Here is a 21,517-nt window from a genome sequence, read left to right as displayed (position 1 = left end):
CTCGACGCCATGTCCGCCTCCCCGCACACGCTGAAGCCCGGCGACGCGTCGCGCGGTGCCGACCGTTGGTTCCGCGAGCAGGGGCTCCCGACGTTCGTGCCGCTGCGCCGCTGGTTCACGGACCTGCCCCGACGCGTGGCGCCGCTGATCGCCTGGGTCGCCGTGGCTGCGTACCTCTTCCAGGACGGGATCGAGCTCGTGATCGAGTTCGCCATCGATGACGAGTACCCCGAGGTGGCCGCGTTCATGCTGCTCCTGGCGCTGGTCATCTTCGTGCTGGCGGCGGGTCTCGCCTGGGCCGCCTACTTCCTCGTCCGTGCCCTGCTGCGTCGGCTTCCGGTCGGCATCGGCACCGCGGTCGCCCTCCTCGTGATAGCCGGATGCCTCGCCTTCACGATCGCGTGGGGCTACAGCGCACAGCCGGACGCCTCGGTCGGACCCGTCCTCCGCACGCTCCTGGTGCTCGGCCTCTGCATCCTGGTGACCGGCATGGGCGGTGGTGCCTTGATCTCCTGGGCCTCCCGCCTCGCGGTGCGCAACGCATCGGCGATCGGTCACATGGCCTCGATCGCGCTGCCGGTGATCCTCATGCTCGTCGTGTTCTCCTTCTTCTCCGTCGAGGTGTGGCAGATGGCCTCCGCGATGTCCTGGGGATCGATCGCGCTGCTCACCCTCGTCGTCGCGGTGCTCGCGGGTATCGTCGTGCTGCGGGTCGCCGCCTCCGAGATCGAGGACGACGCGCAGGCGCCGTCGGATGAGCAGCGCACCGCCCTGCTCATCGGCACGCCCGCCGAAGGACGCCGCGTCGCGCCCGGCGCACCGCGAAGGCTGCGCGCACCGCAACGCATCAACATCCTGCTCGCCCTGACCGTCGCTCAGTTGGTGCAGGCGCTGTTCTTCGCCGGGCTGCTCGCGGCGCTGCTGATCATCATCGGCGCGATCACCGTCCCCGCGGGGCTCGTCGGCCTCTGGCTCGGGCCCGGCAGCGCCACACAGCCGATGACGGTGCAGCCTCTCGAGTTCTTCGGGGCGACGCTGCCGCTCACCGTCAACCTCCTCAAGGTGGCGACGATCCTCGCGGTGATCGCGGCCCTCCCGTTCGTCTTCTCCGCCGTCAGCGAGACCCGCTACCGCGAGCGGTTCTTCGACCCGATCATGGTCGACATGCGCCGAGCGATCCTCGTGCGCGATGCGATCGACACGACACCGTCGCGCTGACGGGCGTAACTGTTCGGTTGCGACGCATCCGTGGTCCTCGCATCCTGCTAGCGTCGGCGATGCGCCCCGAAGCGCCGACGCAGCATGCGCACCCGAAGCGCAGAAGAAGAGAGACCGCCCGCCGATGACAGCCGTGCGAATCAGGGATGCCGAGACCGCCGATCTCGAGACCATCACCGCGATCCACAACCACGCCGTGGTGCACACCACCGCGATCTGGAACGAAGAGGCGGTGGACCTCGAAGACCGCGCCGCCTGGCTCGCCGACCGCACCGCGCACGGCTACCCGGTCCTGGTCGCCGTCGACGATTCCGGCGTGCTGGGCTATGCGTCCTACGCGCAGTGGCGACCGCACAGCGGCTATCGGCTCACCGTCGAGCACTCGGTCTACGTTCTCGGTGGTCAGCACGGCCGCGGCATCGGCACCACCCTGATGGCCGCGCTCATCGTACGCGCCACCGCTGCGGGGATGCACGTGATGATCGCAGGCATCGAGAGCGGGAACACCGCATCCATCGCCCTGCACGAACGACTGGGCTTCGTCGAGGTCGGGCGGATGCCGCAGGTCGGCGCCAAGTTCGGGCGCTGGCTCGATCTGAGCATGCTCCAACTCGTCCTCGACGACCGCCCCGATCCCGACGCAGGATCCTGACGATGAACCTGCTGCAGTGGTTCGTCGAGGCGTTCAACTCCCAGTGGGTGTTGCCGGGCGGGCAGACGCTCCTCGTGCGTGAGGTCGTGGGCAACGCCTTCGGCCTCGCGAGCGCCCTCGGCGGCATGCGCCGCAAGGTGTGGGCCTGGCCGGTCGGCATCATCGGCAACCTGCTCCTGCTCACGGTCTTCCTGGGCTCCGCCCTGAGCCCCGACCCTTCGTTGCCGCACCTGCTGGGTCAGGCCGGACGGCAGATCATGTTCATCGCCGTGGCCGTCTACGGCTGGATCCGCTGGCGGAATCTCGACGGCGGCCGGGTGGTGCCGCGCTGGGCGCCGACGAGCGCGCGCATCGGCATGGTCCTGGTGATGATCATCGGCACCGTCGCCCTGACCCCGCTGTTCCGGCTGCTCGGATCGTGGGAGCCGGTCTGGGCCGATGCCTGGACCTTCGTCGGTTCCCTGCTCGCCACCTACGGCATGGCGAAGGGGTGGACCGAGTTCTGGCTGATCTGGATCGCCGTCGACGTGGTCGGGGTGCCGCTGCTGTTCAGCTCCGGCTACTACGCGACCGGCTTCATGTACGTCTTCTACGGAGTCTTCACCGCCATCGGGTTCGTGATCTGGTGGCGAGCGCAGCGCCGCGCCGCCCACCCGATCGAGATCCTGCCGCCCGACCCGAGCCCGCGGCGGCCGGAGGAAGAGGAAGAGCTCGCCTGACGCGGAGGATCGGACCGCGGTCAGTGCCGCACGCGAGCGAGGAACTCCGCAGTCGCGGCCTCCTGCGGGGCGTCGAACACCTGCGACGGCGGCCCCTGCTCGACGACGACGCCGTGCTCGAGGAACACGATGCGGTCGGCGACCTCGCGGGCGAACGACATCTCGTGCGTCGCCATCACGATCGTCGCGCCCTGACGCTTCAGCTCCCGCACCAGGTCGAGCACCTCGCCCACCAGCTGCGGGTCGAGCGCACTCGTGATCTCGTCGAGCAACAGCACCTCGGGCTGCGTGAGCACCGCGCGCACGATCGCCACCCGCTGCTGCTGGCCGCCGGAGAGCCGGTCGGGGTATTCGTCGGCCTTGGCACCGAGTCCGAGCGTCTCCAGGAGCGCGCGCGCCTTGGCACGGGCTTCCGCCTTGCGCATGCCGTGCACCCGGACGGCGGCGAGCGTGACGTTGTCGAGCACGGTCAGGTGCGGGAAGAGGTTGAAATGCTGGAAGACGACACCGATCCGCGCCCGCACCCCGTCGGCGTCCACGCGCGGATCGGAGATGTCCTCGCCGACGAGGAAGATCTGCCCGTCGTCGATGTTCTCGATGAGGTTCATCGTCTTGAGCAGGGTGGACTTGCCGGAGCCGGACGCGCCGATCAGCACGACCACCTCGTGGGTGCCCACCGACAGGTCGATGCCGCGCAGCACGTCATGATCGCCGAAGCGCTTGCGCACGCCCCTGGCCTCGATCACCGGGACACTCATACGACTCCTCCGGCCTGCTCGCGCTTGTTCATCCGAGCGGTCACGATGTCGGTCAGGCGGATCATGGGCCAACTGAGGATGATGAACATGAGCCCTGCGACGAGGTAGGGCGTGTAGTTGTAGGTCTCGGCGACCATCAGCTGGGCGGCGCGGACGGCGTCGACGGCACCGAGGACCGAGATCAGACCCACGTCCTTCTGCATCGACACGAAGTCGTTCATCAGCGCCGGGACCACCTTGCGGACGCCCTGCGGGATCACGACGATGCGGAGGGTCTGCCCGTGCGTCAGCCCGAGCGATCGTGCGGCGATGCGCTGCGAGGGGTGCACCGCCTCCATCCCTGCGCGGAGCACCTCCGCGACATACGCCGAGTAGGTGAGGACCAGGGCGATCGTGCCCCAGAACATCGCGGGCATGCGCGGGAAGATCATCAGTGCCGGGATGCCGAAGCCGACCAGGTACAGCACGATCAGCAGCGGGATGCCGCGGAAGAAGTCGGTGTACGCGGCGGCGAGCGCGCGCAGCGGGAAGAACACCGGTCCGCGCAACGAGCGCATCGTCGCCAGGAGGGTGCCGAAGATCGCGACGCAGACCACCGCGATCGCGAGCACCAGGAGGTTGACGAGCAGGCCCTGGAAGATCGGCCCGATGCTCTCCAGTGCGACCTGCGGGTCGAAGAACGTCTGACTGACGACCGCCCAGCCGGGGGTGTTGACCACGACGAGGAGCAGCACCGTCACGAGGACGATGCTGCTGAGGAGCGCGATCAGGACGGAACGCGTGGTCGCCCGTCGCCGCAGAACGCGGCGTGACAGCTCGAGTTCGCTCGGCTGCCACTCCGCGTCGACGGAGGTCGAGGTCATTTCAGGACGGGGACGTCGACGGCGTCGCTGAGCCACTTCTGCTGCAGCTCGTCGAGCGTGCCGTTCTCGCGCAGGGCGTCGACCGCCTCGGTGACATCCGCCGTGAGTGCGGATCCCTTGGGCAGCACGATGCCGAAGTCGTCGCCGCCGTTCGCGTCGGCGAACTGGCCGGTGACGACACCGTCGTCAAGCTGAGCGCCCACGACGTAGAAGGCGCCGGGGAGGTCGGTGATCATCGCGTCGATCTGGCCGCCCTTGAGCGCGAGCACGACGTCGTCGACCGAGTTGAAGACGCTGAGGTTCGCCTCGCCGAGCTGCTCCTTGGCCACCGTGTAGCTGGTGGTGCCGCTCGCGACGCCGACCGTCGTGGCCTTGAGCTCGTCGATGGTCGTCGCGGAGGCCGCGGGCGAACCGCCGACCGCGACGACCGCCTGCGTGGTCGTGTAGTACGGCGAGGAGAAGTCCACGGCCTTCTTGCGGTCGTCTGTGATGGAGAACTGCTGGAGGTTGATGTCCCAGTCCTTCGGCCCCGGAGCGATGGCGCCGTCGAAGGTCGTGCGGACCCAGACGATGTCGTCGGCCGCGAAGCCGAGCTGCTCGGCCACGGCGTTGGCCACCGCGCCCTCGAAGCCCTCACCGTTGGAGGGGTCGTCGTCGACGAACCACGGCTCGTAGTTCGGCTCCCCGGTGGCGATCGTGAGCTTGCCCGCCGTCACGGTCTGCAGACCGGAGTCGTCACCGTCGTCGCCGGTGTCGGCGGACGGAGAGGCACAGGCGGCGAGGGTGACGGCGAGGACGGTGGCAGCAGCGGCGGCTGCGGCGCGGCGGAGGGAGGGAGCGAAGGGCACGATGACTCCAGTGCGAGGAAGGGTGAGGAGGAAGCTGCGAGGCAGGACGGGTCTGCCCTTACAGAGTAGGCGATGCGGCGAGTCGCCAATCCGCGAAATCGAAACCTGGGGACACGAAACACGAGACGAGGACTTCCTCGGCATCCAGGGGACGCGCTGCCTGCCAGACGCCGGCGGGCACCAGTACCTGGGCCGCGTCGTCGGGACCGAGCACGATCGCGGTGGCTTCGCCCGGCTCTGCCGCATCTCCGCCGAGACGGAGCTCGAGTCGGCCGGGACCGTGCCACAGCCACAGCTCGTCGCTGGTCACGACGTGCCATTCACTGCGCTCGGAGGGCCGCAGCAGGTAGTGGATGCACGTCGCCGCGGGTCGCGGGCCGTTCGCGGTCTCGACCGGAAGCGGACTCGTCCACGTGCGGCGGAACCATCCGCCCTCGGGATGCGGCGCGAGGTCGAGGCGCTCGGCGGTCGTGGGGCGCTGTGTCACGCGACACCTCCGGGTTCGGATGCGGGTACGGTCACGGGGCGACCGCCGGACGGTCGAAGCTGTCGATCGCGTAGCGGACCTCGCCCGACACCACGGTCGCGGCGGTGCGGCCGGCGCCGTGGTCGACGAGTTCCGCGACGGCATCCGGTCCGGCCTGCACGTCGAAGAAGGTGAGGTCGGCGAGCGCACCCACGGCGAGGTAGCCGGTGCGGTCCGGGCCGACGTCGATGCCCATCGCGTGGGCGCCGCCGAGGGTGGCCGCGCCGAGCAGGCGTGCAGGGAGATCACGGTCGGTGTATCCCTGCGACCGGGCGATGCGAGCGAGTTCGGCCACATCGGCGAGCACGTCGAGCGAGGGGCTCGACGACAGCGAGTCGGTCCCCACCGCGATCGGGCTGCCCTCACGCAGGTACGCGGCGATCGGGGGCTCCTCGAGTCCGATAACGGCATTGGACCTCGGGCACAGGGCCACCGTCGTGCGGCGCTCGCGCAGGATCGCACGGTCCCTGGCGCTCATGTACACACCGTGCGCGATGTGGCAGTCGGGTCCGAGAACGCCGAGCTGGTCGACGAACTCGGTCGCGCTGGTGCCGAATCCGGCCTTGCGCAGCTCCTGGAAGCTGGCGAGCCCGGCCGTGTGCCACGCCTGCGGATGCTCGTGCGCGAACTCCCTCTCGAATGCGGCCTCGCCGAGGTGGATGTGGATGCGCCCGCCGCGCTCGCGCACGATGTCGGGGATCTCCAGGAGCGGCTCGATGTCCAGTGAGTACGGGGCGTGCGGCGACAGGCCGGTCCCGGGCGGGGTCGGCAGGGCGTCCAGCGCCTGCTCGACCTGCGCGCGTCCGGTGCGCGCCCAGTCGGCGTTGGTCCAGCTCATCACCTCCCAGTAGGTGATCCCGTGCAGCCCCGCGTCGTGCAGGGCGGTCGCGGCCGAGCGGTCGGTCACCACGTCGGCGAGCGCCGTCGTACCCGCCCGCAACGCCTGTGTCGCGCCGTCCGCAGCATCTGCGGCCCAGTCACGCCCGCCTTCGTACACCGGGTCGAACGCGCGCACCCAGTCTTCGAAGCCGTCGTACTGCCCGCTTCCGACCGAGGCCATGCCGGTGTACTGCAGATGGGTGTGCGCGTTCACGAGGCCGGGGGTCAGGACACCCGGCCAGTGCACCTCGTCGGCGTCTATGCCCCGTTCCGCGAGGGAATGCAGCACCCATGCGCGCTCCCCGACGTGCATGATCCGGCCGTCCCGCACGGCGACCGCCCCATCGACGATCGGCGGCGCGGTGATCGGCACCACGAGTCCTGCCGAATAGACCGTGACGGCACTCATGCGGACTCTCCTCGGAACCGTGGCGAGCGCCACTCCTGCTGCGCTTCGACCTGCGCCGGACTGCGCTGGTCGATGCGCTCACCGCGGGCTGCGAGCGCGGCGGCGCCGATCGTGGTGTCGGCCTCGGCCGGAAGCGGATGCACCCCGGGCGGCAGGTCGTGCGCGAGCAGGTGCCCGACGGCGAAGAGCTGCACCGAGAACGACAGATCCATGATCTCGATGGGGTTGCCCTCACCGGCGGACAGGTTCACGCAGCCCGCCCGGGCGATCACGAGTGCTCCGTCACCGGCGCGTTCGACGGCACTCGAGGCCTGGCCGTTCTCGCCCGCGTACGGTCGCAGCATGGCAGGGTCGAGGTCGACCTCGTGCGGAACTCCCCCGGCGACCGCGACGATCGCCGCAGCGCGCAGCACCTCGGCGTCGATGGTGTGCGGAGCACCGGTGGCCGAGACGACGAGCGCGCCCGGGGCGAGGTCGTGCAGGCGGCCGATACGGAATCCGTCGTGGGCGGCGCGCAACGCGCGGACGGGGTCGGTCTCGGTGACGAAGACGTCGACCCCGAGCGCGCGCAGGTGCGCCGCGACGCCTTCACCGACGGGGCCGTAGCCGACGACGACGGCCGGCTGGTCGCGGAGGTCGATCCCCACGGCGTCCAGCGCATCGGCGATCGCGAACACGCACGATTGACCGGTGCCGTACCGGTTGTCGAAGGAGGTCTTGGTCAGGGCGTCGTTGACCGCGATGACCGGGATCTCGAGCACTCCCTCACGCTCCATGAGCCGCAACGGGGCGAGCCCGCTCGTGGTCTCCTCCGCGGCACCTCGCAGTTCGGCGGCGAGGCCCTCCTCGTGCGCCAGGCGGATCAGGTGCGAGCCGTCGTCGAGCAGCAGGTCGAAGCCACGGCGCAGGAAGTCCACGGCGGCAGCGCGCTCGGCGGCACCCGAAAGGCTCGGATCCCCGTCGACCGGGATCCCGCGCCGGCGCAGCACCGCGGCGACCTCGACGTCGATCTCATCGGGATGGGCGTAGACGGCCACGATGGCTCCGGCATCCCGCAGCAGCAGGGCGAGTTGGGCGGTCTTCGGCTCGAGCACCATCGCGATGCCGATCCGGAGTCCTTTCACCGTGCCGGCGTCGCCCAGGCGTGCGGCGAGAGCGGTGGCGACCGACATGTGCCGTCCGGCCGCGTCCACGCGGTCCTCGGCCGTTTCCCGTACCGGGAGGGGCCCACCGTCGAGCAGGATCTCGCAGGATCCCCCCGGCGCGAAGGTGACACCGCCGTCTCCGAGGCGCGCACCGAGGGCGGGGAGGAGGGATCGCAGCGCATCGGCCACCGCATCCGTCCCGACGACCGAGAAGTCCCGACCGGACACGAGCAGGTTGGTCTCACGGGCGAATCGGCGCACCAGACGCTGGGCGGTCGAGATCTCGTCGGTCACCAGTCAAGGGTAGAGCCCGCGGAGGAGAGCGCATGCCAGAGGGGCCGGTCCTGCGGACCGGATTGTGTCCGTGCGTGTCGGCCGCCCTGGATTCGCGCACGCCGTTCGCCTTTCATGGGTGCATGACACGTCAGATCCGCTTCAACGCCTTCGACATGAACTGCGTCGCCCACCAGTCGTCCGGGCTGTGGCGGCATCCCGACGACCGGTCACGGCAGTACAACACGCTCTCGTACTGGACCGACCTCGCGAAGCTCTTGGAGAGCGCGACGTTCGACGGCATCTTCATCGCAGACGTGCTCGGGACCTACGACGTCTACGGCGGCACGAACGAGGCCGCGATCCGCAACGGCGCCCAGGTGCCGGTGAACGACCCGATCCTGCTGGTGAGCGCGATGGCTGCCGTCACCGAGAACCTGGGATTCGGCATCACCGCCGGCACCGCCTTCGAGCACCCCTACCCCTTCGCGCGCCGGCTGAGCACGCTCGACCACCTCACACAGGGCCGCGTGGGGTGGAACGTCGTGACCGGATACCTGCCCAGCGCCGCGCGGAACATGGGCCAGGAGGACCAGCTCGCCCACGACGACCGCTACGACCATGCGGACGAGTACGTCGAGGTGCTCTACAAGCTCTGGGAGGGGTCGTGGGAGGACGACGCGGTGGTCGAGGACCGCGAGCGCGGCATCTTCACCGACCCGGCCAAGGTGCACCCGATCGGGCATGACGGCAAGCACTTCAGCGTGCCGGGCATCCACATCTCCGAGCCGTCACCGCAGCGCACGCCGGTGATCTACCAGGCCGGCGCCAGTCCGCGCGGGGTGAAGTTCGCGGCCGAGAACGCCGAGGCCATCTTCGTCGCGGCGCCCTCGAAGGAAGTGCTCGCCGGCACCGTGAAGCGCATCCGCGATGCCCTCGAAACGGCGGGCCGCGACCGGTACGACGCCCGCATCTACACGTTGCTCACCGTGATCACCGCCGCCACCAGCGAAGAGGCGACCGCGAAGCACGCCGAGTACCTCTCCTACGCGAGCCCCGAGGGTGCGCTCACGTTCATGTCGGGATGGATGGGCGTGGACCTGTCGCAGTACGCCGAGGACGAGCCGGTCGGGAACGTCGAGTCCAACGCGATCCAGTCGGTGCTGCAGCACCTGAAGGAGGAGGCCGACCTCGGCCGCGAATGGACCGTCGGGGACTTCGGGCGGCACAACGCGATCGGCGGCCTCGGCCCCACGATCGTCGGGTCCGGCGTCGAGATCGCCGACGAACTGCAGTCCTGGGTGGACGAGACCGACATCGACGGTTTCAACCTCGCCTACGCGGTCACCCCCGGCACGTGGCAGGACATCATCGAGCACGTGATCCCGGTCCTGCGCGAACGCGGCGCCTACCCGGAGGAGTACGCGCCGGGCACCCTCCGCAACAAGCTCCACGGTCGCGGCGACCGGGTGCAGGACACGCACCGTGCCGCGAAGTACCGGGTCGGGGAGTTCGCCCGGGCCTGACGCGGAGGCTCACGGGCAGGAGTGCGTCAGTCGTCGCTGCGGCTGAAGATCCCGCGGAGCACGAGGAAGACCACCACGGCGACGACCGCGACGATCGCGAGCTTGAAGATGAACGCGAGGACCGAGAACAACGCGCTCACGATCCACCACGCGATCACGACGGCGAGGATGACGCCGAGGATGGTCCAGATGTTCTTCGTCATGCCTCCAGCCTACGGAGTCGAACCGGGAGAACGAGCAGATCGTGCACGTGCCCCGCGGCGGCGAGGAGCGCGACGCTGCGTCGGGTGAGCGCCGCGAGCCGCTCCGCGAGGATCACCTCCACCTCGTCCGTGCGATCGTGGGCGCGTACCTGGTCGAGGATGCGGGCGATCGCAGGGATGCCGTACCCACCCGAACGGAGTGCGGCGACGACACGCGCCTCGGTGATCGCCGTGGAACCGTAGGAGCGCGCCGACGCCGCACTCCGGAGCGGGTGGACGAGCCCCTCGCGCTCCCAATGACGCAGGGCGGAGGGGCGGATGCCGAGCGCCTGGGCGAGTTCACCGATGGCCATCGCATCATCCTCGTCGAAGTCGTCGTCGGCTTCCTCCCTGGCGACCTCGAGGCCGCGGAGCGCTTCCCGCACGCGTGAGCGCTCCTCGGCGAGGTCGGCGTGCAAGAGGTCGATCCGCTCGGCGGCGTCTTCCATCGATGCGTCGATCAGTTCGGGCATCAGTCGTCGTGCGGGCACAGGGCCGAGGGCCGCTGCCATCGCCCGGTAGGCACGCAGCGCCGTTTCATGGTGCGGACCGTAGCGGCGGTAGCCGTTGGGCCCGCGCGCGGCCGCGGGGAGGACGCCGAGCCTCTCCAGGTCTCGCACCTGTTGGGTCGAGTACCCCACACGTCGCCCGAGCAGCGCTGTCGTCAGAGTCACCTCTTGAGGGTTCATCATCGAAATTCCCTTCGCCACGGAGAAAAACTCCACATAAGCGCTTCAACTTCATCATTGAAGCATGAACATGCAGAAGATCATCGATGCCGTCCGTGGATTCGACGGCGTCCTCGTCATCACCCCCCAAGCAGGTGGCCCCTACCCCGAGCTCTCCTGGGGAGACGCCTACTTCTACTACGCCCCGGACGGGCGGATGCCGGAGCGCACACAGCCCTACGGGACGATCATCACGAAGAACTATCCGGACGACGAGTCCTCCGCGCTCGACACCCCCGGGCGCTTCCGGGTGAACATCCACGTCGGCCAGGGCAAAGCCGACCCACTCGTGGCCGCGGACGCACAGCCGACCGATGTCGATGTGTTCCAGCCGCATCCGCTGTACGGCACGGCCGGGTGGGTCTGCGTGATCGATCCGGCCGCGCGGACGTCGGACACCGTGCTCGCCCTGCTCCGCGACGCGCACGAGTCCGCCCGCGCTCGCGCCGACCGCCGAGCGCGACGAGGATGACCACCGTGCAGGGCATGGCCGAGGAGGATCGGCGCCTGGTCGCGGTGTGGGCCGCCGACTGTGCCGAACGCGTGCTGCCCCTCTTCGAGAGGGAGGCGCCGGACGATGACCGTGCGCGCGACGCCATCGCCAGAACTCGCGCCTTCGCACGGGGAGAACTCACCGCTGCGGGAGAGATCCGCCGCCGCTTCGTCGCCGGTCGCGCCGCCCAGGCTGCGACCGCGCCCGCCGGTGCGGCCGCTGCGCGGGCGGCTGCCCAGGCTGCGGGCGTCGCGCACATGGGCGCTCATGCGTTCGGGGCGGCCGCCTATGCCGCGAGCGCGGTCGAGCTCGCGCACCCCGACGACTCCGACGCTCGCGCCGGAGAGGTGCACTGGCAGCTCGCGCACCTCTCCCCCGAAGCCGCGGCGGCGCTCCGACGACTCCCGCCCCTCGGTGCGGACACGGCGGGCCCGCTCGGCCCGGGCCTCCTCGCCACCGGAACCCTCGGCGCCGTGATCCGGGAGCTCCAGGCCGCCCTCTCCTGACCCTTTCGGATCGCGCAACTGGTCGCATCTGACGCCGAGATCGAGCTGTTTGCGCGATTCGAAAGGGCGGGGAGCGCGCTTCAGCCGCGGTTCAGCGTCGACGGGCCACACTGGAGGAATGCGGATCCTGGTGGTGGACGACGAGGTGCGTCTGGCCGAGGGCGTGCGCCGTGGCCTGGAGGCCGAGGGGTTCGCCGTCGACGTCGCGCACAACGGTGTCGACGGGCTCTGGCGTGCGCGGGAGACCCGGTACGACGCGATCGTGCTCGACCTCATGATGCCGGGTATGAGCGGGTGGAAGGTGTGCGAGGCGCTACGCGCCGAGGAGAACTGGACGCCCGTCCTGATGCTCACCGCGAAGGACGGCGAGTGGGATCAGGTCGAAGCGCTCGAGACCGGGGCCGACGACTACGTCACGAAGCCGTTCTCCTTCGCGATCCTCGTCGCACGCCTGCGCGCCCTCGTCCGGCGCGGTGCCGTCGCGCGCCCGGCGATCCTCGAGGCCGGGGACCTGCGCCTCGACCCCGCCGCGCATCGTGTCTGGCGAGGCGACACCCCGGTGGCACTGACCGCGCGGGAGTTCTCCGTGCTCGAATACCTCCTGCGTCACCGCGGCCAGGTGCTGTCGAAACGCGCCCTCATCGAGGGTGTCTGGGACGACGACTTCGACGGGGACCCGAACATCGTCGAGGTGTACGTGGGGCATCTGCGCCGCAAGCTCGACAAGCCGTTCGGACGCGAGGCGATCGAGACCGTCCGCGGTGCGGGGTACCGGTTGGCGGCCGACGGTGGCTAGCCGCAGTTGGCGCTCCGTGCGCGGCAGGACCACGCTCGGAGCCACGGTGGTCGTGGCCGTCGCCCTGCTCATCGGCTCCTTCTCCTTTTACGGTGTCCTGCGCAGCAGCATGCACGAGAACACCGTGCGTGCGGCGGAGCAACGTCTCGAGCAGCTCTCCGACCGCACGGGCGGACCGGGTGGCCGGGGCATCGACGCCCTCGACGATGAGATCCTGCAGCTCATCGGACCGGATGGCTCCGTCCGCGCCGCGAGCGAGGACGCCCGCGAGAAGCTGGGCTCCACACCGCTCCCGATCGACGATGACCCGCAGACGACGACGGTCGACGGTGACCCGGTGCTCGTCGTCTCGGAAGAGCTCGACGATGACCGGACGCTCGTGCTCGCCGTCGCGATCGACGACGACGCCGAGACCCTCGCGACGGTGGCGACCTTGCTGGCGATCGCCGTCCCCCTCCTGCTGCTGCTCGTCGCGGTGACCACATGGCTCGTCGTCGGTCGCGCGCTGCGTCCGGTCCAACGCATCCGTGAAGAAGTGGACGGCATCACCGCCGAGCGGCTCCACCAGCGCGTGCCGGTGCCCGAGACGGCCGACGAGATCGCGGCACTCGCGACGACCATGAACGGCATGCTCGATCGCCTCGATGCCGCCGCCACCGCACAACGACGCTTCGTGTCCGATGCTTCCCATGAGCTGCGTTCGCCGCTCGCGACCATCCGCCAGCACGCCGAGCTCGCGCAAGGCCACCCGGAGGTGACGAGCATCGGCGAACTGGCCGAGGTGGTGTCGGAGGAGGGACTCCGGCTGCAGGGCATCGTCGAGTCGCTGCTGCTCCTGGCGCGTCTCGACGAGGGGGCGAGCACGCGCGGCGAAGCGGTCGACCTCGATGACATCGCGCTGGGCGAGGTGCGCCGATTGCGCGCGGCGGGACTCGACGTCGACGGCTCGGGGATCGCCGCGGCCCGGGTGCACGCGGACCCCCGTCTCCTGGGCCAACTGGTGCGGAACCTCGCGGACAACGCCGTCCGCCACAGTCGCGGCCGAGTCGCCATCGGTGTCGTCCCCGCGGACGGGCACGTGTTCGTGATGGTCGAAGACGATGGCGCCGGGGTCCCTGTCGAGGAGCGGGAGCGGATCTTCGAACGTTTCGTCCGGCTCGACGAAGCCCGCAGCCGAGACGCCGGCGGGAGCGGTCTGGGGCTTGCGATCGCCCGCGGCATCGCCGTCTCCGCCGGTGGGACGCTGATGGTCGACGACTCGCGCTGGAGCGGCGCCCGCTTCGTGCTCGCACTGCCCGTCGCGCCCTGAACGCCCGGGGTGGTCGATCCTGAAGAGGTCTTCAGGTCGCTTCAGGATGGCTTCAGCGACTCCGGGGGACCATCGGGTCATGGATGACAAGACCCCCACCCCCGACCAGACGCCCGAGAGCACCCCGGATGCGCAGACCGTTCCGGTATCCCCGGCTCCGGAGTCCGCCGCTCCGACCGTCGGCGACGGGCAGCACCCGACGTTCCCCGCAGCCGATCCGGTCGCCGCTCCGGCGAAAGCTGCTCCCAGGTCGGGACGCACGCGCGCACTGCTCATCGGGGGCGGCATCGCGGCAGCCGTCGTCCTCGCAGGCGGCGGTATCGCCGTCGGCGCCGCAATCAGTGATGAGTTCGACGACGATCACCGCCCCTCGATCTCCGGCGACGGTCGCCACGACGACAGCCACCACGACGACGGTCGCCACGACGACGGTCGCCATGAGGAGCACCGCGGCGAGCGCGACGACGCGCGGATGAACGACCGGGGTCCCGCGACCGGTATCGGCGCGTCCTCGGCCGATGAGCTGATCGACATCGCGGATGCCGCGCGCGGCGCCGCCGAGGGCGAGGTCACATCGATCGACGCGAAGCGTGACGGGACCTGGGAGGTGCAGTTGACGGCCTCCGACGGCAGTGAGAGCGAGGTGCGAGTCACCGAAGACCTCGCCGCATCCGTCATCGCGACGGACGCCGCGGACGACGATGACACCGCACCCCCGCTCACTCTCGACGATGCCACCATCCGCGCCCTCGTCGCAGCAGCCTTCGAGGAGGCTGAGGGCACGATCACGGATCTCGACGTCGATGGGGATGACACCAGCCCTTATGACGCCTCGGTCCTCACCTCCGACAACCGCTCGATCGACATCGACTTCAGCGCCGACTTCGCGGTCGTCGGGACCGACCTCGACTGATCGAGCCCCGTCCGAATCGCGCACATGGCTTCATCCGGTGCCCCCATCGAGCCGTGTGCGCGATTCGAACGCTTGCCGCGCGACTAGCATTCAGGGATGACGAGTTCCGGACCGATCGACGACATCTCCATCGGCGGTGAGGTGATCCGCCTGGGGCAGTTCCTCAAGTTCGCGGGTCTCCTTGACTCCGGCGGTGACGCGAAAGAAGTGATCATCGACGGCTACGTGACGGTCAACGGTGAGGTGGATCGCCGCCGCGGCCGCCAGCTGCGCGACGGGGACCTGGTCTCGTTCGAAGGCCGCACGGTCCGCGTCCGGCCCTGACGCCTCAGACCGCCACGGCGCTGATCGAGGCGTGAGGTCGTGCTCCGGTCGGCACGCGGGTCTCACTGTCGATCACCGAGAAACCTGCCTCTTCCAGCAGCGCGGACATCCCGTCGACGCTCCAGTGGTGCGCGGTCGTCACGGCATGGGGGAACGGCTCACCGTCGGGGCCGTCGAAGAAGCCGAGGAGCAGGGCCCCTCCGTCTTCGAGAGCCGACCGCACCGTCGCCAGGAGCGAAGGAAGCTCGCCCGGGCTCGCATGGATCAACGAGTACCAGGCGAGCACGCCACGGAGCGAGCCCTCCTCGAGGTCGGCCTCGGACAACGACGCGACACGGTAAGGCACACCCGGGTATCGGGCGGTCGCGAGGGAGATGAACTCCGGCACGAGGTCGATGCCCTCCGCCACGTGGCCTCGCGCGGCGAGGAACGCCGTCCAGTGGCCGGGACCGCACCCCGCGTCGAGGAGGCGACCGTCGATCCCCTCCGCCCAGTTCGCGATGCGTTCGCGGTCGGCGGCATCCATCTGGTCGATGTCGCCGAAGAGTTCCGCGTACTCCCCCGCGCGGGCGGAGTATCCCTCGCGGATGCGGCCGTCGCTCCCGGTGTTCCTCGGCATGGGTGTTCGTCCCTTCACCGGGTCGTCCGGATCGTCGACACCCACGGTAGCGGGCGGCTCCGGGAACGGCGCCGACCTCGTGCCGCCCGGCCTCGGGTGGGTGGGCGGCACGAACGGATCAGCTTTCGGCGTCCTCGCTGATCGCGGCGAGTCCGGCGGCAGCGCACGTCTGATCGGCGTCCCCGGAAGGCGCACCGCCCACACCGATGCCGGCGATGGAGGCGTCACCGACCTTCACGCTGACGCCTCCGGCCAGGAAGAGGGTTCCGGGAAGGTCGCGGAGGGCGTCGGCGCGAGCGACGAGGTCACTCGTGTCGGTCCCGAAGGCCGCCGCGGTGTAGGCCTTCTGTTGCGAAGCCTCGATGGTGTGCGCCGCGGCGTTGTCCCCGCGCACGAACGCCTGCAGCTGCCCGGATCGGTCGACGACCGAGACACTGACGAAGCCGAGCCCGTCGGCCTGGCACTGGGCGAGGGCGGCCTGCGCGGCGACCATCGCGGTCTCGGCCGTCAGACGTGACGGGGTGACAACGGCATCCTCGGTCACGGTGACGACTGCTGTCTCGGTGTCTGCGGGTTCTGTCGGGCCCGATTCCGTGGCGGCCGTGCATCCGGCCAGGAGGAGCAGGGCGGAAACCGCCCCGACGGCGGTGAACAGGGAACGGGGGCGGAGCATGGTCATCGGATGGTCCTTTCGGTGGATGTGCTCTTCCATCCTTCGAGGCCGTGACTGCCGCCACATCGACCGATCAGCCAGCGCAGGATCTATCGAACGGATGATGCACTCAGCCGGGGCCCGGATAATCGTGGGAGACATGACCCCTGCGCCTTCCTCGGACTCCACGACGCGGCCCGTCGAGATGTCGACCATCGACATCGCCGTGGACGTGGCCTTCGCGGTGCTCCTGGTCGTGTGCGGGTCACGGTACGTCGTGAACCACGGCCTCGACGAGGTCGGGGTGTTCGTCCTCATCGGCGCGTCGATCTCCTGGCTCGCCTACCTCGCCGGTCGGGTCCGAGAGCCGAGCGTGGTTCGCCGTCGCGTCGGCGTGGCGGTCGCGATCACCGCCTGGATCGTCCTGGTGGTCGCGGCTCCCAGCTTCGCCTGGTGCGCCCTCCCTCTGTTCTTCGCTGCCCATCGCGCTTTCTCCGGAGCATGGGCCCTCGCGCTCACGGTCATGATCGTCGTCGCCGTCGGAGTGAGCCTCTACCGATGGTCGGGGTGGCTCGACATCGGAATGCTGTTCGGCCCCCTGTGCGCCGGGGGGATCCTCACGCTCGCGTACGCGGCGCTCGAACGCCTGCACGCGGCCCGCGGTGCGCTCATCACCGAGCTGGAGACGACACAGGCGCGGCTGGCATCGACCGAACGCGAGGCGGGGAGGGAAGCCGAACGACGTCGCCTCGCTGCCGAACTCCACGACACCGTGGTGCAGGGGACCGCCAGCGCCTTGCTGCTCCTCGAGGCAGAGGAGCAGCGGAACGGCGGGGCATCACCCGAGTCGAACCGTGCGCAGGACGTCCTCCGCGCCAACCTGGTCGAAACGAGGCGGGTCGTGCACGGCCTCTCGTCCACACGGCTGGCCGAACACTCCCTGGCATCGGCGTTGGCCGCGTCCGCGGCGGAACTCGGCGCGGAGTTGCACGTGATCGGCACCGATCACGTGATCTCGGAACCACAGGCGCACGCACTGCTCCGGATCGCCCAGGAAGCAATGGTGAACGCCGTCCGGCACGCGCACGCCGATCGGGTGATCGTGACCCTGACCTTCGACCAGGCCAGGATCGGGATCGACGTCGGTGACGACGGCATCGGATTCGACCCCGAAGCCGCAGGCCGCGCCGACCGCGGCTACGGCCTGCGCGCGATGCGCTGGCGCGCGACCACAGCGGGAGGCACGTTCGACGTGGAGTCTTCCCCGGGGAACGGCACGATCATCTCCGCCACCGTTCCGTCGAGCCCCCTTCCCCCGCGCACCGCGGAGCACGAGCGATGATCCGCGTGATGCTGGTCGACGACCATCCGGTGCTGAGATACGGGATGGCCGGACTGATCGACACCCAGGATGACCTGAGCGTGGTGGCGCAGACGGGAGACGTCGATGAGGTCATCCTGCTCGCAGCGACGCAGACGCCGGATGTCGTGCTGATGGACCTGGATCTCGGAGCAGAGATCTCCGGTATCGATCTCACCGCCCGCCTGAGGGCGGAGTCGCCCGGCACTCGCGTGCTGGTCTTCACCACCTACGACACCGATGCCGACATCGTGCGGGCGATCGAAGCAGGCGCCACCGGGTACTTCCTCAAGGACTCACGCCCCGCCGATCTGTTCGCCGCCATCCGCTCCGCCGCCGCCGGGATCTCCGCGCTCTCACCGACGATCGCGACCCGCCTGCTCGGACGCACGCAGAAGCCGGACGAGACACTGACCGCGCGCGAGATCGAAGTGCTCGAGCTCCTCGCGCGCGGGTACTCCAACAAAGAACTCGGACATGCGCTCTTCGTCAGTGAGGGCACGGTGAAGTCGCATCTCCACCACATCTACACGAAGCTGCGCGTCGACAGTCGTGGCGCGGCGATCGCGCATGCCGTCCGTGAGGGCATCGTCCGCATCTGACCGCCGACGCGCCGTGAGCGGATCTCTATCGATCGGCTGATTCGTGCCGGCACGTCGTCGGCGAGGCTGGAAGGAGACCGCGGTTCACCCACCGAGGAGATCCCATGCCCGCTCGCCGGACCCACACCGCTCTGATCATCCTCACGCTCGCCGCAGTGCCACTCGTCGGGTGCACGCCGGAACGAGCCCCCGCGGTCTCCGTCACGCCGCACGCACCGACCGCGTCGCCATCTGCGGATGCCTCGCCGAGCCCGTCGGCTGAAGAGGTTGCCGCCGCGACCACTGCCCTGTTCGACGCGGTCGCGCGCGACGATCATGCCGCCATCGCGGAAGCGATCGACGCCGGCGCCGAGCTCGAGACCCGCGACTCCTCCGGCCGCACACCGCTCGTGATCGCGACGAAGAGCAACAGCGCGGACACCGCGATCCAGCTGCTCGAGGCGGGCGCCGATCCCGATGCGAAGGACGACATCGAGGACTCCGCATTCCTGTACGCGGGCGCGGAGGGCTACGACCGGATCCTCGAGGCGACGATCCGGCACGGCGCGGACGTCACCTCGACCAATCGCTTCGGCGGAACGGCACTCATTCCGGCCAGCGAGCACGGGTATGCCGAAACCGTGCGGATCCTCCTTGCCGCGGGGGTCCCGGTCGACCACGTGAACGACCTCGGATGGACCGCCCTGCTCGAGGCCGTGCTCTTCGGAGACGGCTCAGCGAGCTACGTCGAGGTCGTCGGCCTCCTCGTCGAAGCGGGCGCCGACACCAGCATCGCCGACTTCCAGGGGCGCACCGCTCGCGACACCGCCCGGGACCGCGGACATGCCGAGATCGTGCGGGCGATGGGATGACCCGAGGATCACCGATCGCCGCGCGTCAGGGCCAGCGGTAGACGGGAACCGTGGCACCGAACGCGTTTCGTGGGGTGGTGTTGCCTGTGCCGAGCTGGCCGTTTCCATTGCTGCCTGCGGAGGCGAAGGTGCCCTCCTGGCCGAGATACAGGGCATGGCCCGCTCCCGCTCCGACTTCGCGAGTGAGCGAGCCGGGCGCCAGTGGAACGAGTGTCGGGTCCGCCACAGCAGTGCTGTTGGTGCCGAGACCGAGTTGGCCCCCCGCATTGGCTCCCCACGCGAACAACTGCCCGCCCGACGTCCACGCGTAGAACGACGAGATTCCCGCAGACGGGACCGAGGCTGCGGCGCCGACGACGCCGGTGACGCCCGCGACGGGTGACAATGCGCTCGCCGTCCCGTGAAACAGGTCACCGCTCGCCGTCCAGACCAGGGTGTTGTTGCTGCCTACCGTGACGCCGGCCGCCGGCGGGGTGGTGATCCCCGTGACGATCGAGCCGGACGCGGCCCCGAGGAGGTTCCCCCAGGCGATCACGGTGCTACCACCGTCGACGCGAGCAGCTCCCCCGAACCGCCCGGCGGAGGCGTCCTCCACATTCCGCGTGAGCATGGCCTGCGCGGACACTCGGGCAGGAGGACTCTGACCCGTCGCCGCCCGCCCCAGGCGCCCTCCACCGCTGTCGCCCCACGAGTAGAGAGCCCCGCTCTCGGTCCAGGCGAGGTAGTAGAAGCCTCCACTGGAGACACCGACGACCGGATCAGCGAGTGACGCGAAGAATGGATGCGCGGTGGGCGTGGGGGTCGTCCCCGAGATGGTTGAGTTTCCCCAGGTGAACACCTCGCCGTCTTGGGTCAGCGCGATCGCCGTGTTGATGCCGGCGGATGCTTCGATCACCACTTCTCCGTTGAGCGCGACGACACGCTCCGGGATGAGGCGCGAGCCACCCGTGGACCCGTCTCCCAACACACCGTTCGCGTTGGTGCCCCACGTGTACAGGGCCCCGTCCGGAGTCCAGCCGATCGAGTAGCTCTCGCCCGCATCGATCCCCGCGAACTGAATCGGCACAGCATCGGTGCTGCGCACACTCGCCTGAACCGCGCCCGCATCCTGCAAGCTGGCCTGCGAGGGAACGGCTACGAGCATCACCGTGGCAAGCGCGACCAGGAGCCCGCCGCTCGCCAGGAGCGTTCGTCGCGACCGACCGCCTTCTCGGCTCCCCATCGTGATCTCGTCTCTTCCTACAGCACGCTCTTCGCATTCATGAGCAGTTCCTTCCGGCTGACACGATCGGCTGCGCGAAGGGCTGCGCCCAGCCCCAGGAGCAGCGCAGCGAGTGTGAGTCCTCCGCCCAGCGCCGCACCGGTGACGGCGAGACCGCCGCCCCCTCCACCCGGGGGCGCGGGGGGAGCCGGAGGTGCTGCGGTGGCGACGGTGACGGTGGACTCGCTCGGCGGAGGCGGCGCGACGCCGTCCGGGGGCGTCCCGTTCGCGGTCGCCACGTTCACGACACTGCCCCGAGCAATATCGTCCGTCGTGACCGTGTAGGGCGCACCCGCGCACTCCATCATCGTCGCCGGTGGCAGCGACTCCGAGTCGCAGGTGACAGCACCGATCATCGGGTCGTCGATCGTGACGGGGGCGAGCGTCACATTCCCGGTGTTGCGCACCTGGAAGCGGTAGTCGATCGTCTCGCCGACGTCGGCGAGGCCGTTTCCGTTCGCATCGTCGAGGGTCGCGCTCTTCACCATCTCGATTCCGGCCGTGGGGAAATCGGTCGGTGTGGTGACCGTGTCAGTGGGCGGCTCGACCGGCTCCACCCCGTCGGGCACCGTGCCGTCAGCGGTCGCCGTGTTCACCACCCCACCGGCGAGGAGATCCGCCTCCACCACCGTGTACGGCACATCGGCTGTGCACGTCATCGACGCACCACCCGCCAACGACGTCGCCGGACACGTCACACTCCCCGCCAGAGGATCCGTGACCGTGATGTCACTCACCGTCACCGTGCCCGTGTTCATCACCACGAACGAGTAGGCGATCGTCTCGCCGAGCCCGGCGAGACCGCTCGAATCCGCGTCGTCCACCTGAGCGATCTTGGTGATCGCCAGCCCCGCGCTGTCAGCAGGGGTGGGGGTCGTGACCGTGTCGGTGGGTGGCTCGAACGGTTCCACCCCGTCAGGCACCGTGCCGTCAGCGGTCGCCGTGTTCACCACCCCACCGGCGAGGAGATCCGCCTCCACCACCGTGTACGGCACATCGGCTGTGCACGTCATCGACGCACCACCCGCCAACGACGTCGCCGGAC

At 69.7% G+C, this 21,517-nt stretch carries 24 protein-coding genes and 1 pseudogene; 13 read left to right on the top strand and 12 right to left on the bottom strand.

Annotation, left to right across the window (positions count from 1 at the left end):
* The first annotated feature begins 9 nt into the window (after window positions 1-9).
* The 3 genes from E0W80_RS13720 to pnuC all read left to right on the top strand — a co-directional run bounded on the left by E0W80_RS13720 (window position 10) and on the right by pnuC (window position 2,589).
* Window positions 10-1,218, top strand: coding sequence for a hypothetical protein (locus tag E0W80_RS13720; protein ID WP_131493260.1), 1,209 nt, complete (start codon window positions 10-12; stop codon window positions 1,216-1,218).
* A gap of 124 nt (window positions 1,219-1,342) precedes the next feature.
* Complete coding sequence (locus E0W80_RS13715; protein ID WP_131493258.1) at window positions 1,343-1,870, top strand: GNAT family N-acetyltransferase; 528 nt, start codon at window positions 1,343-1,345, stop codon at window positions 1,868-1,870.
* 2 nt (window positions 1,871-1,872) lie between these two features.
* A complete protein-coding gene (gene pnuC, locus E0W80_RS13710; protein WP_131493256.1) occupies window positions 1,873-2,589 on the top strand; it encodes a nicotinamide riboside transporter PnuC in 717 nt (238 codons plus the stop codon).
* Window positions 2,590-2,609: 20 nt separating this feature from the next.
* Here pnuC and E0W80_RS13705 read toward each other — a convergent pair whose 3' ends face one another.
* From E0W80_RS13705 to E0W80_RS13680, 6 genes are read right to left on the bottom strand one after another with little or no spacing between them, the layout of a single operon-like run.
* A complete protein-coding gene (locus tag E0W80_RS13705; RefSeq protein ID WP_131493254.1) occupies window positions 2,610-3,347 on the bottom strand; it encodes an amino acid ABC transporter ATP-binding protein in 738 nt (245 codons plus the stop codon).
* The gene (locus tag E0W80_RS13700; protein ID WP_047522889.1) at window positions 3,344-4,210 is read right to left on the bottom strand and encodes an amino acid ABC transporter permease; all 867 of its coding nucleotides are present in this window, start codon (window positions 4,208-4,210) and stop codon (window positions 3,344-3,346) included. The genes E0W80_RS13705 and E0W80_RS13700 overlap by 4 nt, the downstream gene beginning before the upstream one ends.
* The gene (locus tag E0W80_RS13695) at window positions 4,207-5,058 is read right to left on the bottom strand and encodes an ABC transporter substrate-binding protein (RefSeq protein ID WP_131493253.1); all 852 of its coding nucleotides are present in this window, start codon (window positions 5,056-5,058) and stop codon (window positions 4,207-4,209) included. The genes E0W80_RS13700 and E0W80_RS13695 overlap by 4 nt, the downstream gene beginning before the upstream one ends.
* Window positions 5,059-5,116: 58 nt before the next feature.
* A complete protein-coding gene (locus E0W80_RS13690) occupies window positions 5,117-5,545 on the bottom strand; it encodes a cupin domain-containing protein (protein WP_131493251.1) in 429 nt (142 codons plus the stop codon).
* Window positions 5,546-5,576: 31 nt separating this feature from the next.
* Window positions 5,577-6,872, bottom strand: a complete 1,296-nt coding sequence (locus E0W80_RS13685; protein ID WP_131493249.1) for an amidohydrolase family protein — start codon at window positions 6,870-6,872, stop codon at window positions 5,577-5,579.
* Window positions 6,869-8,311: an adenosylhomocysteinase gene (locus tag E0W80_RS13680; protein ID WP_131493247.1), complete on the bottom strand. Its 1,443-nt coding sequence runs from the start codon at window positions 8,309-8,311 to the stop codon at window positions 6,869-6,871. The genes E0W80_RS13685 and E0W80_RS13680 overlap by 4 nt, the downstream gene beginning before the upstream one ends.
* 122 nt (window positions 8,312-8,433) lie before the next feature.
* Between E0W80_RS13680 and E0W80_RS13675 the strand changes: the two genes are divergently transcribed.
* Window positions 8,434-9,816: an LLM class flavin-dependent oxidoreductase gene (locus E0W80_RS13675; RefSeq protein WP_205802352.1), complete on the top strand. Its 1,383-nt coding sequence runs from the start codon at window positions 8,434-8,436 to the stop codon at window positions 9,814-9,816.
* 26 nt (window positions 9,817-9,842) lie between these two features.
* Here the strand turns inward: E0W80_RS13675 and E0W80_RS19215 are convergent, their stop codons facing one another.
* Both E0W80_RS19215 and E0W80_RS13670 read right to left on the bottom strand, forming a co-directional pair.
* Window positions 9,843-10,019, bottom strand: a complete 177-nt coding sequence (locus E0W80_RS19215; RefSeq protein ID WP_047522894.1) for a hypothetical protein — start codon at window positions 10,017-10,019, stop codon at window positions 9,843-9,845.
* Complete coding sequence (locus tag E0W80_RS13670) at window positions 10,016-10,732, bottom strand: MerR family transcriptional regulator (protein ID WP_240740536.1); 717 nt, start codon at window positions 10,730-10,732, stop codon at window positions 10,016-10,018. Before E0W80_RS13670 ends, E0W80_RS19215 begins: the two co-directional genes overlap by 4 nt.
* Window positions 10,733-10,811: 79 nt before the next feature.
* On the opposite strand from E0W80_RS13670, the gene E0W80_RS13665 reads away from it, so the two are divergent.
* From E0W80_RS13665 to E0W80_RS13640, 6 genes are all read left to right on the top strand, one after another.
* The gene (locus tag E0W80_RS13665) at window positions 10,812-11,258 is read left to right on the top strand and encodes a DUF6194 family protein (protein WP_131493245.1); all 447 of its coding nucleotides are present in this window, start codon (window positions 10,812-10,814) and stop codon (window positions 11,256-11,258) included.
* Entirely contained in the window at window positions 11,255-11,785 is a 531-nt protein-coding gene (locus tag E0W80_RS13660) for a putative immunity protein (protein ID WP_131493243.1), read from the top strand. Before E0W80_RS13665 ends, E0W80_RS13660 begins: the two co-directional genes overlap by 4 nt.
* A 118-nt stretch (window positions 11,786-11,903) precedes the next feature.
* Complete coding sequence (locus tag E0W80_RS13655) at window positions 11,904-12,581, top strand: response regulator transcription factor (protein WP_131493241.1); 678 nt, start codon at window positions 11,904-11,906, stop codon at window positions 12,579-12,581.
* A 16-nt stretch (window positions 12,582-12,597) separates the two neighbouring features.
* Window positions 12,598-13,890 (top strand): HAMP domain-containing sensor histidine kinase, encoded by a 1,293-nt coding sequence (locus E0W80_RS13650; RefSeq protein ID WP_131493239.1) that lies wholly within the window; start codon window positions 12,598-12,600, stop codon window positions 13,888-13,890.
* Between the two features lie 79 nt (window positions 13,891-13,969).
* Window positions 13,970-14,803, top strand: a complete 834-nt coding sequence (locus E0W80_RS13645) for a hypothetical protein (protein WP_131493237.1) — start codon at window positions 13,970-13,972, stop codon at window positions 14,801-14,803.
* Window positions 14,804-14,899: 96 nt separating this feature from the next.
* A complete protein-coding gene (locus E0W80_RS13640) occupies window positions 14,900-15,127 on the top strand; it encodes an RNA-binding S4 domain-containing protein (RefSeq protein ID WP_131493235.1) in 228 nt (75 codons plus the stop codon).
* Between the two features lie 4 nt (window positions 15,128-15,131).
* Here E0W80_RS13640 and E0W80_RS13635 read toward each other — a convergent pair whose 3' ends face one another.
* Entirely contained in the window at window positions 15,132-15,746 is a 615-nt protein-coding gene (locus E0W80_RS13635) for a class I SAM-dependent methyltransferase (protein WP_131493234.1), read from the bottom strand.
* Between the two features lie 118 nt (window positions 15,747-15,864).
* Window positions 15,865-16,425: a heme-binding protein gene (locus E0W80_RS13630; RefSeq protein ID WP_131493232.1), complete on the bottom strand. Its 561-nt coding sequence runs from the start codon at window positions 16,423-16,425 to the stop codon at window positions 15,865-15,867.
* Window positions 16,426-16,558: 133 nt separating this feature from the next.
* Between E0W80_RS13630 and E0W80_RS13625 the strand changes: the two genes are divergently transcribed.
* From E0W80_RS13625 to E0W80_RS13615, 3 genes are all read left to right on the top strand, one after another.
* Window positions 16,559-17,740, top strand: coding sequence for a sensor histidine kinase (locus tag E0W80_RS13625; protein ID WP_165875468.1), 1,182 nt, complete (start codon window positions 16,559-16,561; stop codon window positions 17,738-17,740).
* Window positions 17,737-18,360, top strand: a complete 624-nt coding sequence (locus E0W80_RS13620; RefSeq protein WP_131493228.1) for a response regulator transcription factor — start codon at window positions 17,737-17,739, stop codon at window positions 18,358-18,360. The genes E0W80_RS13625 and E0W80_RS13620 overlap by 4 nt, the downstream gene beginning before the upstream one ends.
* Before the next feature lie 104 nt (window positions 18,361-18,464).
* Complete coding sequence (locus E0W80_RS13615) at window positions 18,465-19,211, top strand: ankyrin repeat domain-containing protein (RefSeq protein WP_131493227.1); 747 nt, start codon at window positions 18,465-18,467, stop codon at window positions 19,209-19,211.
* Between the two features lie 25 nt (window positions 19,212-19,236).
* Here E0W80_RS13615 and E0W80_RS13610 read toward each other — a convergent pair whose 3' ends face one another.
* Both E0W80_RS13610 and E0W80_RS13605 read right to left on the bottom strand, forming a co-directional pair.
* Complete coding sequence (locus E0W80_RS13610) at window positions 19,237-20,433, bottom strand: hypothetical protein (protein ID WP_131493225.1); 1,197 nt, start codon at window positions 20,431-20,433, stop codon at window positions 19,237-19,239.
* A 17-nt stretch (window positions 20,434-20,450) separates the two neighbouring features.
* A pseudogene (locus E0W80_RS13605) lies at window positions 20,451-21,517 on the bottom strand (hypothetical protein); the annotation flags it as partial.

It is taken from the genome of Microbacterium sp. PI-1, assembly GCF_004337555.1.
Classification (GTDB): Bacteria; Actinomycetota; Actinomycetes; order Actinomycetales; family Microbacteriaceae; genus Microbacterium; species Microbacterium aurugineum.
The sequence above is the reverse complement of the archived record's forward strand: the minus strand, read 5'-3'. Positions and strand labels throughout refer to the sequence as shown.